Source organism: Glycomyces buryatensis, assembly GCF_004912275.1.
GTDB classification, from domain to species: Bacteria; Actinomycetota; Actinomycetes; order Mycobacteriales; family Micromonosporaceae; genus Glycomyces; species Glycomyces buryatensis.
Map to the genome: position 1 here is coordinate 11,712 of NZ_STGY01000044.1, position 12,444 is coordinate 24,155.

The 12,444-nt window shown below is 64.1% G+C and carries 11 protein-coding genes; 5 read left to right on the top strand and 6 right to left on the bottom strand.

The window, feature by feature from the left end:
- The first annotated feature begins 76 nt into the window (after positions 1-76).
- The 5 genes from FAB82_RS11435 (at position 77) to FAB82_RS11455 (ending at position 7,231) form a co-directional block, all read left to right on the top strand.
- Entirely contained in the window at positions 77-466 is a 390-nt protein-coding gene (locus FAB82_RS11435) for a hypothetical protein (RefSeq protein ID WP_136534676.1), read from the top strand.
- Entirely contained in the window at positions 463-3,603 is a 3,141-nt protein-coding gene (locus FAB82_RS11440) for an ATP-binding protein (RefSeq protein WP_136534677.1), read from the top strand. The genes FAB82_RS11435 and FAB82_RS11440 overlap by 4 nt, the downstream gene beginning before the upstream one ends.
- Positions 3,600-5,513 (top strand): hypothetical protein, encoded by a 1,914-nt coding sequence (locus FAB82_RS11445; RefSeq protein ID WP_136534678.1) that lies wholly within the window; start codon positions 3,600-3,602, stop codon positions 5,511-5,513. Before FAB82_RS11440 ends, FAB82_RS11445 begins: the two co-directional genes overlap by 4 nt.
- A 3-nt stretch (positions 5,514-5,516) precedes the next feature.
- Complete coding sequence (locus FAB82_RS11450) at positions 5,517-6,059, top strand: hypothetical protein (RefSeq protein ID WP_136534679.1); 543 nt, start codon at positions 5,517-5,519, stop codon at positions 6,057-6,059.
- 95 nt (positions 6,060-6,154) lie between these two features.
- Positions 6,155-7,231, top strand: coding sequence for a M23 family metallopeptidase (locus tag FAB82_RS11455; protein ID WP_136534746.1), 1,077 nt, complete (start codon positions 6,155-6,157; stop codon positions 7,229-7,231).
- 113 nt (positions 7,232-7,344) lie between these two features.
- Here FAB82_RS11455 and FAB82_RS11460 read toward each other — a convergent pair whose 3' ends face one another.
- The 6 genes from FAB82_RS11460 to FAB82_RS11485 all read right to left on the bottom strand — a co-directional run bounded on the left by FAB82_RS11460 (position 7,345) and on the right by FAB82_RS11485 (position 12,164).
- Positions 7,345-7,623, bottom strand: a complete 279-nt coding sequence (locus FAB82_RS11460) for a hypothetical protein (protein ID WP_136534680.1) — start codon at positions 7,621-7,623, stop codon at positions 7,345-7,347.
- The gene (locus FAB82_RS11465) at positions 7,620-8,579 is read right to left on the bottom strand and encodes a chromosomal replication initiator protein DnaA (RefSeq protein ID WP_136534681.1); all 960 of its coding nucleotides are present in this window, start codon (positions 8,577-8,579) and stop codon (positions 7,620-7,622) included. The genes FAB82_RS11460 and FAB82_RS11465 overlap by 4 nt, the downstream gene beginning before the upstream one ends.
- A 235-nt stretch (positions 8,580-8,814) precedes the next feature.
- The gene (locus tag FAB82_RS11470; RefSeq protein WP_136534682.1) at positions 8,815-9,693 is read right to left on the bottom strand and encodes a hypothetical protein; all 879 of its coding nucleotides are present in this window, start codon (positions 9,691-9,693) and stop codon (positions 8,815-8,817) included.
- 269 nt (positions 9,694-9,962) lie between these two features.
- The gene (locus FAB82_RS11475) at positions 9,963-10,646 is read right to left on the bottom strand and encodes a hypothetical protein (protein WP_136534683.1); all 684 of its coding nucleotides are present in this window, start codon (positions 10,644-10,646) and stop codon (positions 9,963-9,965) included.
- A 60-nt stretch (positions 10,647-10,706) separates the two neighbouring features.
- Positions 10,707-11,663 carry a hypothetical protein gene (locus FAB82_RS11480; protein WP_136534684.1) on the bottom strand — a complete coding sequence of 319 codons (957 nt, stop codon included), beginning with the start codon at positions 11,661-11,663 and terminating at the stop codon, positions 10,707-10,709.
- Between the two features lie 117 nt (positions 11,664-11,780).
- A complete protein-coding gene (locus FAB82_RS11485) occupies positions 11,781-12,164 on the bottom strand; it encodes a hypothetical protein (RefSeq protein ID WP_136534685.1) in 384 nt (127 codons plus the stop codon).
- Between the last annotated feature and the right edge of the window lie 280 nt (positions 12,165-12,444).

Here is a 12,444-nt window from a genome sequence, read left to right on the forward strand (position 1 = left end):
CACACTCCTCGGCGAAGTCCGCTAGCCGAGCCCGAACCATTGCAATACGTACTACCGGCCTGGACGGAGGACGCCAATGCGCTTGCGCACCGACGATGACATCTACCGTGCCCGGCTGCTCTACCTCGGCCCTCCCGGCTACACGCTCCCCGTCCACCTCCCCTACGGCCAGTACGGCGCCTTCGCCGGCCTGCTCGCGCTGTTCATGTTCATCCGCTGGGGCATCACCGGCGACGTCGAGCTCTTCCCCGCCATCGAGATCTCCCTCGCCCTCGTCGCGACCTCGCTGATCTTCCGATACGTCGACGCCGACCGCCCCGCCACCAGCGTCCTGCGCACGCTCCTCACCGACTGGAAGCACACCCGCGACGCCGGGCACGAGCAGCGGATCCCGGCGTTCACCACCCGGTCGATCCGTCTGCGTCCCACACTCGTTGAGTCCGCCCGACCTGAGGAGCGCCTATGAGCGGCGAGGATCGCCGACAGCCCGTCGCCAAGTTCTCGGCGCCCCGGCCCCCGGCGCCGGTGCGCGACCGGGAACGGCACCGCGACGAGGAGGACGACGACACCACGGCGCTGGCCGACGCGATCTTCCGCTCGGAACCGGCGCCGGCGCCCGCGCCGCACCCCCCGACCGCCAACGCCCAGCCTCCGGCCTCACCCCCGCCGACCTCCCACATCTTGGGAGTCCAGCAGGGCACGCCTCAGGACGCCGCCCGACACGCGATGCCACCTGCGTCGCCGACGCCGCCGTCCACCGGTGGTCCACAGAGTTATCCACAGAATCAGGCAAGTTATCCACAGGGGTATCCACAGCGTTACCCACAGGCTCCGACCAGCGGGAATCCACAGAGTTATCCACAACAAGCACCGGGTTATCCACAGGGAACCGGAAGTTATCCACAGGCCGGTAACCAGCAGCGCGGCAGTGTTTCCACAGGTCACCGGAATGACGCCCAAACCGGTCGGAACGGGAAGGTCCCGAGCCAGGACCTCGTCCCGATCAGGCAGGCGAACACCGACGCCGCGACGCTCGACAAGGGCGACGCCAAACCGACCCGCGTCCCCAAACCGGCGAAGAAGGAGAAGGAGCGCCAGCCGCTCCGCGAGCTCTCGCTGACCGAGATCGCCGGGCACGCGACCTTCACGCCCGCGTCGGTCACCGCCTGGTACGTCCTGCCCGGCGTCCGCTGGTCCTTCCGCCCCGATCTGGAGCGCGAAGCCCTCATCACCGCGATCTCGGAGCAGTTCGCCGGCCTCGCCGGGATGCGCATCCACATGCGTCGCACCACCAAGCCGTTCGCCGCCGACGACTGGGCCCGCAACGTCGACCGGTACACCGCCAAGCCGCTGCGCACCGCCCCCGGCGGCACCTCCTGGGCCGAGCACCTGGTCGCCGCTCAGCGGCACCTGCACTCGCTCTCCCACGCCGAGGGCCAGACCTTCCTGGGTATCACCTTCGCCCGCCGGTCCACCTTCGACAACCTGGGCGAGAAGGTCGGCCGCGTCTTCGGCCGCGGCACCAAGCTCTCCGAGCGTGAGCGCATCGAGAAGCGCAGCCAGCAGTTCGACGAGGTCCTCGGTTCCTTCGGGGTCCGCGCTCGCCGCGCCACCACCGCCGATCTCGAATGGCTCGTCTTCCGCTCCGTCGCCCTCGGCATGGAGCCCCCGCGCCTGCTCTCCGGCTCCGCCTCGGACTGGGACACCGGCGACGTCCTCGCCCTCACCGAGTCCATCGAGCGCTACCGCAGCCCCTACGGCTCCACGGTCAAGCTCGTCAACCGCCTCACCGGCGAGGAGAAGCACACCGCCGTCCTGACCGTCGGCCGCATGGAGGAACTGGAGATCCCCCAGCGCCACGAGCCGTGGCTGCACTTCCACGAGCGCTGCCCCTGGCCGCTCGAGATCTCCAGCCGCGTCGACATCCTCGGCCCCGGCGAGGCCTTCCGCGACCTCGACCACCGCCTGCGCCTCATCCGTTCACAGCAGCGCGACTACGACGAGCACGCCATGGACGCCCCGCCCGAGCTCCAGCGCCTCGCCGAGCGCGCCCTCGGCGTCGGCGACGAGATGACCACCGGCCTGCCCATCGACGCCGCCCGCGCCCACGGCTGGCACCGCATCGCCGTCACCGCCGACACCAAAGAGGAATGCCTGGAGCGCGCCCGCACGCTCATGAACATGTACCAGCGGGACATGCGCATCAGCCTCCAGCACCCCAAGAACCAGGACTGGCTCGCCCGCGAGTTCATCCCCGGTGAGCCCGTCGCCGGCACCGGCTACATCCGACGGATGCCCGTCAAGCTCTTCGCCGCCGCCCTCCCCCAGGCCGCCTCCACGGTCGGCGACCAGCGCGGGGACCTGATCGGCCGCACCGCCGGCACCAGCCGCAGGCCCGTCTTCCTCGACCTCCACTTCGCCACCGAGGTCCGCGAGAAGTCCGGCCTGAGCGTCTTCGTCGCCGAACCCGGCGGCGGCAAGTCCACGCTCATGGGCGCGCTCGGCTACCTGGCCGCCAAGCGCGGCGTCCAGGTCACCCTGCTCGACCCGTCCGGTCCGCTCGCCCGCCTCTGCGACATGCCCGAGCTCGCGCCGCACTCGCGCGTGCTCAACCTGACCGGCTCCGAATACGGGACGCTCGCGCCCTACGCGCTCATCCCCTCGCCCAGACGCGAGCACTACGCCGATTCGCCCGACGGCCAGCGCGAATACGACATAGCCGTCTCCAACGCCCGCTCCGAGCGGCGCATGCTGGTCCAGGACATCTGCGCCATGCTCCTGCCCCCGCAGATCCAACGCGAGGCGAGCACCGCCAGGCTGCTGCGCCACGCGGCCCGCCACGTCCCGGCCGAAGAGGACTCCGCCCTCGAGGACATCGTCGAATCGCTCCAGGACGCCGAGGACCACGTCACCGGCGACGGCGCCGAACTCGCCGCGCTCCTGCTCGACACCGCCGAGATGCCGCTCGCGAAGCTCTTCTTCGGCAACGCCGACAAGGGCGTCCTCGAGGACGACACCGCGCTCACCGTCATCACCATGTCCGGTCTGCGCCTGCCCGACCTGGCCATCGAGCGCGAGTACTGGAGCGCCGAAGAGGCCCTGGCCTTGCCAATGCTCCACACCGCCCACCGCCTCGCGGTGCGCCGCGCCTACGGCGGGGACATGAACCGCCGCAAGCTCGTCGGCCTGGACGAGGCCCACTTCATGGAGGGCTGGAAGTCCGGCCGCAGCTTCCTGGTCCGCCTCGCCCGCGACTCCCGCAAGTGGAACCTGGCCGCGCTCGTCGCCAGCCAGAACCCCAAGGACATCCTGAGCCTCGACGTCCAGAACCTCGTCTCCACCGTGTTCGTGGGCCGCATCGCCGAGGACCGCGACGTCGCGGAGGAAGCGCTCAAGATGCTCCGCGTCCCCACCGGAGTCGGCTACGAGAACGTCCTCGCCTCACTCAGCGAGGTGGCCGCCGAAGACACCGAACGCCTCCGCTACCGCGAGTTCGTCATGCGCGACGTCGACGGCCGCGTCCAACGCATCCGCGCCGACTTCAGTTATGTGAGAGGACTACTCGACTACCTGAACACCACGCCCGGGGAGGAGAAGCGGTGACCAGACCCCTCAGACTGCTCCTCGTTCTCTTCGCCGCCGCCGGTGCCCTGGTCTTCATGCCGAGCGGCGCCAATGCGCAGAGCGCTGGCGACGAATGCACCGACTACGAGTGGCACACCTACTGGAACGACTGCGTAGACGAACTTCCAGAAGGCCAGGAACTCGACTGCGAGGTGGCACCGCAACCGGCCACCCCCCAATCCGGCATGGCCGGCTGGTTCGCCGAGCCCGCCAACCTCGACAAGAGCGAGGGCATCGGCACCTACAGCCGCTACGGCTACGCCGGTTACCAATTGCCGATGTACGGCGCGCAGGAAATGAGCATCGGCGGTTCCTGCGTCGATTCCCCGACCATTCCCAATGGCGCCGACACCGCCAATGCACTGGCCAATATGGAATTCAACGTCTCCCTCGCCACGGTCGGCGCCGCGAACTCGATGCGCCAGGCCGCCTGGGAGCCGGACCGCATGTGGGGCTGGTCGAACGGCTTCATGGAGACGGTCTCGAAGGTCATCTTCGACCAGGTCTTCACCGTCTTCGGCGCGGTCACCGTCGGCGTCATCGGCATCTACCTCCTGTGGCGTTCCCGCCAGGCCGACATGAACAACGCCGTGACCACCGTGGCCTGGGCCGCGCTGATCCTGGTGCTGGTGACGGCGGTCGTGCGCTGGCCGGTGCAGGCCGCGCAGTACACCGATGAGGCGCTGAAGATCGGCATGAACCTCAGCACGACGCTCATCAGCGACGATGCCGCTGAGGGTTGTGAGCGCCACGAGAACCTCACTCGAGAAGAGTACGAGGAGCTCAAGCGGAACAACCGGGTCGACCCGACCTACTGCATCGACACCCGGACTGCGGCCGTTACCGCTTCAGACACCGTCTCCAGCGAGGTCCTGTACCAGAACTGGCTCCGGACCATGCTCGGCCAGAGCGAAGAGGTCACCTTCGAGAGGTCGAACGGCGAAATTGTCGAGGAGAACGGCGACCCGGTCGTGCGCGACTCGAACACCGCCTACAAGTACGGACCCGCCCTCTTTGCCGCGCAGGCGTTCTCCTGGACGGAATCGCAACAGGCAGAGCAGTCGGCCGGTGAACGCAACGACCTCATCGAGCAGAAGCAGGAGCTCTGGCGCAACCTGGTAGCCCAGATCCAGCAGGAAGACCCGGAGGCCTACTCGCACCTGAAAGGCGAGCGTGCCTGGGAGCGGACCGGCACCGGCCTGCTCGCCCTGCTCACCGCGATCATGTTCGCGCTCTTCGACATCACCGCTTCGGTGCTCATCATTCTGGGCTTCATGATCGTGCGATTCGCGATCGTGGCACTGCCGATCATCGGCACCATTGCCCTGCTCCGACCGGCCGGCGGACCCTTCAAGCGACTGGTCAATACCGTTCTCGGTGCGGTCATCAACGTTGCCGTCTTCTCGATCGCCGCCGTGGTCTATATCTTCGCGGCCAGCCGTATCCTCGGCACCAGCATGCCCATCTGGATGCAGGTCGTCCTCATTGGAATGCTGGGCGTGGCCGCATGGATGCTATTGCGGCCCTTTAGAAGGATCGCCGGTCTCGCAGCCGGTGGCGGCCCGACCGATGCGCTTCTGGGAAGACGCGGCGGCGGAGACAATGACTCCGGCAGTTCTGGCGGCCCAGGAGGTCGGGGAGGCGACGGGAGCAATGGCCGCCCAGAGGGCACCTCCGGTCCGATCAATGACCTCAATAGGAACGTCGAAGAGCTCCGCCCGGCCGAGACCGCCGAGAACATTCGGGACATCCGCGACCAGACCGAGCCGGTACCCGGTCAGCCCTCCGGCTCCGGAGCCACCACCCCCGAGTCCGCTTCCAGCAGCAGCGGAAGCAGCGGCGGGGGTGGAGGCGGCACCGACGTCTACCGACCACCCCAACGGGAGTGACCCATGAATCGCGCCCTCCGGATCATCTTCTCCCGCTACGGCATCGTGGTCATCATCCTGGTGCTGGTACTCGGCGCGATCGCGCTCGCCTCGGACAATGGACGGACCCCATTGACCGGAAACGACGTGGAGACCGACGACTCGACCGAGTCCTCCGAGCCATCGGACGAGATCACCGACGACGACGGTTTCTACACCGAGGACTGCGAAGCCGATGACTGCTATGCGGCCGAAGAGCTTCCGCAGGAGGCCGTGGACCGGGCCGTGGAATTCGCCGAAGCCTGGCTCAATCCGAACGGTCTCGACCCCGACGCCTGGTACGACTCGATCGCTCCGTTTCTGACCACCGATCGCGCCGAGTTGATGGTGGGCGTCGACCCCGCCACGCTCCCCGCCCAGAGCATCGACGGCGACGCGACGACCGAGGCTTCCAAGGTCAGCATCCCGATGAACACCGGCACCTTGATACTCACCATGGCCGAAGGCTCCAATAGCTGGACCGGAGGCGACTGGCTGGTCTCCGCCATCGACTGGGAGGCATCATGAGCACCATCCCCGACGGCGAAACCGAATCCGGGCCGGATGCCAACTCCGAGCTCGACGAGCCCCGCAGGCGCCTCCCCAAACGGCTTCGCCCCTTCATGTGGACCATTGCGGTCTTGACGGTGTGCTGCCTCGGGGTGGTCGTCTCGGTCGTGCAGCTCCTCTCGGACCAGGACGACGGCGATACCGGCAACCTGCTCGCCGCCGGCTGCGGTTCCGATATCGTGATCGATCCCGGGGCCGAGTTCCCCCGAATCGGCGACTACAGCTCCGACCAGGTCAAGAACGTCGCCATCATCATCTCGGTAGGCCAGGAGATGGACCTGCCGAGCCGCGCCTGGATCATCGCGGTCGCGACCGCGATGCAGGAATCGCGACTGACCAACCTCGGTCACCTCGGCGGCGCCAATGACCACGACTCCCTGGGGCTGTTCCAGCAGCGGCCGTCCTCGGGTTGGGGAACGCCGGAGGAGATCCAGGATCCGGTCTACGCCTCGACCAAGTTCTACGAGAAGCTCCAGACCGTCGAGAACTGGGAAACGCTGCCGCTTACCGTTGCCGCCCAACGAGTTCAGATCTCCGCGTTTCCCGATGCCTATGCCAAGCACGAGCCCGTCGCGGTCGACATCGTCAATACCCTGACCGGTGGCGGGGGCCGGGTTTCGGCGGTCTCCACCGACATGGGGACCTGCGCGCAGATGGGCGAGTTGTCGGCGGCGGGCTGGATCAGTCCGACCGAGGGACCGATCTGGTCGGGCTTCCAGACTCCGGAGCGGCCCACGCACAATGGGGTGGACATCGGGGCTCCGCGGGACGCCAAGGTCGTGGCGGCGACCGCCGGCACGGTGATCACCTCGGAGTGCAATGCCAGCCAGGGCGGTCAGCCGTACTCATGCGATGTGGACGGCGGCGTCGATGTCATGGGCTGCGGCTGGATGGTCAATATCCTGCACGCCGGTGACTACATCACCCGCTACTGCCACTTCGGAACAGCGCCGGTGGTGAAGGAAGGCGACGTGGTCCAGGCCGGGCAGCTCCTCGGGTATGTCGGATCTTCCGGTCACTCGTCGGGCCCGCACCTGCACTACGAGGTTCACCTGAACGCCGACCGCAGCCCTGCCGGAGCGGTCGATCCGGTCGCCTTCATGAACCAGGTCGGCGCCCCGCTCGAATAGCACCCCGCTTCCGAGCAATCGACTCCCACACTCGCATAGCGTCCCTCCCACGGAGGAGAACCGGGGCCGACCGCTCCCCACCGAGCGGTCGGCCCCTCTCTGAGGGGTGGGATTCAGCCGGAGCACTCCCGCACGATGGTGGCCCACACTCGGACCGCCTCGGCGACAATCGCATCGCAGTGCTCCCGACCCCATTCCACGTGGAGCGGAGCGCAGACCCGCAGCCCGGGATCGTCGGTATCGAGGCGGATGACCGACCCGAGCGCTTCGGGATCCTCACCCGGCAGGGTGATTCGCAGGCGGGCTTGGAAAGGGATCGTGTCGAAGCGCAGGAGCTTTCCGTCGATCCAGCTTCGGGCAGTGGCAGTGGTTTGACCGGTCTGGGCCGTCATGAGGCCACCGCCCCTCCGAGTCCGCGCGTGGTGTCGAAGGCCCGTTCCCATTGGGCCATATGCGGGCTCGTATCCGCATCGGTCCGGTACGGGAAGGGTGGAGTCCGCCAACGACGGAGACCACCGTGTCGTTCGGTATTGCGTTCGCCGCTTTGCTCCGAACGCTGGTGACGCTCGGATGGCCGAGCGCCGTGTGCACCGTGCTTCGCCGCCCCGATCACCCGCAATACGAAGGCCCACACCGCCAACCACGGCCGGACACACCGCTCCATTGCCGCGACGGGCTTGATGGAGTGCGCCTCGTAGAGCGGCTGGGAGTCGATCAGGTATCGATCCCAGGCGTCCTCGCGGAGCTTATTGAAGCGGTGCGGAGGTTCATCGTCGCCGAGTCGGCCGAGGCGAGCGGGCCTATTGTTGCCCGGCTGGTCGGGGTGGCGAGGTTTGTTGTCACCCACGAACCGCAATGGCTCGGTGCTGTCCTCCCAGAAGCGCTGGCGCGCAGGCGGGCGCGGGGACGGAGAGGGACGCCGCTCGTCGGCCGCTTCGGGGGCGGGGTCGACGGGCGGACGGTCCTGTCCGGAGTCCGCCACCGGCGGAGGCGGATCGGGGAGTTCCCCGCGCCTGTGACGGCCGGTTCGGGGGTCGGGACGCCAACCGGGCGTGCCGAAGGCACCGGGGTCGGCGGGATCATGCGGTTTGCCGCCGATCTCCCAGGTGTCACCGGGCCGGTGACGGAGATGCGGAGGCTCGTAGCGCGGAGAGCGCGGGTCGGAGTCGGGGATCGACGGGTCGTAGCTGTCGGGGTCGTAGCGTCGGGCCCCAGGGGTTTCCTCCGGGGCAGACGGGTTGTGAATGCCCTGTTCAGGGTAGGCGTAAGCAGCGGCATCCCGATCGAAGTCGGCCGCGTGATGTCCGTTTCCGGGCACGCCGGAATAGCGTATGGTCGTAGTTGCCATCGGAGCTTGCTCCTTTGGTGGAAGTGCCGCCCGGTGGATCAGGTTTGGCGATTTGGGCCACCGGGCGGCGTCGTGTAGACGGCCATATTCAGCTAATGAAGTTACGCGCACGCCCGCCGAAGTTTCCATCAGTCCCACCCAAGGAAACCTGGCGGGCGCGCGCAGTTACATGGTGAGTGTCGATCGCGAGGTTGTCAACCATAAGTGATGGCGTGTCGCGAAACTTGTGGAATGTTCAGTCCTCGGCAACGTCGAGTAGACCGTCGACATCCTCCAGCGAATCCACGCAATCCCCTTGCACACCAACCGTAAACGCGAACGCTTCGACGTTGAACGCCTTGAGTTCCGTTTCAACATTGACCATTGTGATTGGTGCCTCAGCATCCTCGACGAGCGTCGTGTCGAGCACCTCACCGGTGGCGTCGCTGTTCAGAGCTTCCCACTCTGCGATGGCCGAGATGAGGTCATCGGGAGTGGGTCCTGTGTAGGTATCGCACTGGTACTCGGCAGCGGCCTCCGAATCACGAAGCCTCACAACGGTAGCGATGAAATCCGAGGCGAGGGCTTCCGGATCGACCTCCGAGCCAGGCTCGTCGGTTGGCTCCGGTTCCAGTTGCACTGCATTGTAAACACAGAAGGAGTCGCCGTCCTCCTGGACGGTGACGGTGAATTCCTCGGGCCGCTGTCCTCCCTGAGAGATGTAGGTGACCGTCGCAGCTATGGAAATACCATCAGCGGATGCGACCGGGGCGTCGGTGGAGACATCGATATCGGAGATCCCACCCAGCTCTTCTCCGTATGTCTCTCGGATGACGTCGAGGTCGCCCGCCGTTAGCTCCGGGGAGGCGCCATCACAGAGCGTGTCCTCGGCCCGCGAGGCATCGTTGTTGGAGCCGAACCGCAAATAACGCGCGGCCGCGTTGACCGCATCGGTCGGGGCCTCATCCCGAGGGTCGGTGTCCTCAGTGCTCCCGCCGGAAGCGAATCCGGGAGCAACCCAGCCGCCGAGGGCGAGCAGCAGGACCCAGCCCCCGACAAGCGCACCGACCCGTGTCCAGGTCCGAGCAGGCTCAGGAAACTCCGCCTCCTCAACCTCCCCGCGGCCGCCGCCCATCCCGGGACCCGCGGCTCCGGCAGGAGGGCGCTGGAAACTGCCGCGACCGGCCCTCCGCCGCCTGAACACCCGCCGAACACCCCTGCCAAACCTCATACGAGCAACTTACCGTCCCACCCCAACCCCCACAACACTCCGCCTTACTTGTCGCGGAAGCAATCCGGATAGTTCTCAATCGAGATCCCCTACCCAGAGACCCCACCGATGAAGCTTCCAGTCTGCCATCGGTGTTGCCGGGTGCATCCGTTCTCCGGGGACTAGCAGGAGGGTCAGTCTGCTGAAACCGAGCTCAACTGCTCAAGGACCGCAGGTAGATAACTTTTGGTCATCCATTCATTCAAGACCTCTGCAGAAATTAGACAGTCGGTTCCCAGATCGGTAGAATCACAATACTTATGATAAGTCAATGGCTGATCGTAGTAATCCTGCTCGGCGGTGACCCGAATGCTAAGCCCAACCGCAAAATCCTGAGTCTCGCCCCATGCCCCAACAATATAGAGTTCTCTGTTGCGAAACAGGCCATTCAATAGGTACACCTCACCATCGCTCCAGTCAGACGAAATCGGATCGATTGACGATGTGAGCACCTCATTCATATCAGCTTGCCCGCTTGACTGAAATCCGCCAAGGTTGTCATATGATGCGCTTGCACCTCCTGGCTCTACCGAATCACCGGTGAATACCCGCGCAGTGAAATCAATGCTGCCAACTTCCTCCTCCCCCTCAAGTAGAGCGATCTGATTGTCGCAGCCAATGAAATCTTTCTCAGATTTCTCAGACCAGCTCTCCGTAAGACCTTCTCCGAAGACAACATCGGATGCATCGCTAGTATTGAGCAATTCACAAGGTTGTACCTGATCGATGATCTCCGAAGTGTCATTACCTTTGTCGGTCGTGTCATTCGATCCGAAGCATGCGCTCAGAGCGAATGAAATCAACACCACCAGGGTCAATCCAAATCGGTGCGATGGCAACCGCCGAGACCGCTCAGATCGGAGCATATCTATGAACATTCAGTAGACCTCCCCTTGAGTAAGACCGCTGTAGTCTGAGTTGATCTCTTCGGCCAGGGTGACAATTTCGGCCCTCCCATCGGTTAGTGCAGTCTCAGTCTTGTCCAGGCAATCTTGGAGTTTAGTTGCCAAGGATTCGAACGTATCCGAATCCAATCCGACACTGTACTCATTCTCCAGATACTTTCCTTTGAAGTCACTGAACCAATTCGAGTTCCACTCACCACCATCGTCAAGGCCGAAGTTCTCGATGATCGACATGGCTCCATCGAGATAACCCAACGGAGTGAACGCGGTAGCTCCAATGTAAAGATTCTCCAGAATGAAACCATGCCCCTTCTGCACTTCAATCAGCTCCTCCGCAAGTTTAGAAAGTTTCGCCCCCAAACTATTTCGAGTCTCGGCCTGAATTGAAAATTCTGCGGTTGTTACCTGGACAATCTCCCGGAGGATCGTTCTCTGAGTTCGGGCAGTTTCACGCGTGTGCCCGAATGCCAAGAACGCCTTTTCATTGTCAGCACCTCCTTCCCATTGCTCTTCCTCGTTCTCACCAACGAAGAGCGCGGATATCTTTTCGAAACTGCTGCCTTCCTGCTCTTCGATGAATTCGTCAAAGCTGGCCTTGAATTCAATAATACGGTCGAGCGAATTAGTCACGTCCAGGAGTGCATCGGGATACAGAAGTCTTGATAGCGTTTCCGAAGACTTATTGAAGCGGTAGGACGAATCCTGGCTAGCCTCATCTCGGATTGATTTCAAGGTCGATTCATCGGCGCCATACGTTATAGGACAGTTCGTAATTTCGCTCCAATCCTCGGTGGGCGTGTACGGGGTGTCGTCCCTGTAGTTGAAATCTTGTGTCGACGTCTTCCACTCTTCAATGGTGGCGCACCATACGTTCTCCCCTATTTCCGGAAAACTCTCAAGCACCAGCTCTCGTGTTCGAACTTCCACCATTGGCCGTTAGAACTGAAAGAGGACTTCCTCAATCTGCTCCGGTGTGATTTGAATACAGCTTGCCACTTCGGGACCGAAAGTAGACATGGGTGGTATTGCGTCCTTCCGTACGGAATATCAGTAGTTGTCATCCAACTCGGTCAATAGCTCCGTCAGTTCAACTTCGGTATCTTCTTCCGCCGTTCTCATTGACTCCGCAGTTTGCTCCATCGCAGTGCCGAGGTTCTCCAAGTTCGTCGCCGACTCGCTTAGCGCCGTCTCCAACCTCTCATAGATAGTTCTCCATGCCCGTCCGACGGCGGATGCTCCAGCAGGCTCCACTGGACCCCCGCCCGAGCCCGGGCCGACATTCGAAGTAACCGTTGCTTCCTGAAACATGGAGTCACGCGCTTTCCCCGCAGTTTGAGCGCCTTGCGCCAAGTCCCAATACGCGTTAGCCAAATTAGGCAGTACGTCGGTTCCGATTTCTTCGATTTCGTCGATACTGTAGGCGCGAGCCATCAAGATCTCCTATCGCTTGTGAGCGGGTGGCTGGTACCCGGTGATTCGTGAGGCATGGCGATGCAGTGCCCAAGCGGACGTAGGCCCGGTCAACGGCAGCGGGATGATACCGAAGGGCCTCATACGAACCTTCCGTACTGGTGAGGAATTCTCGCTCTTCGATGGCCCACTCTAGAGACTGGTGGCCAGCACTGGGGATCATGATCAGCGCACAAATCCATATTTATCGATGTGAGGTCACCGTCTGTGATGCGATGCCCCCTTCCCTGCCCCACGGTCG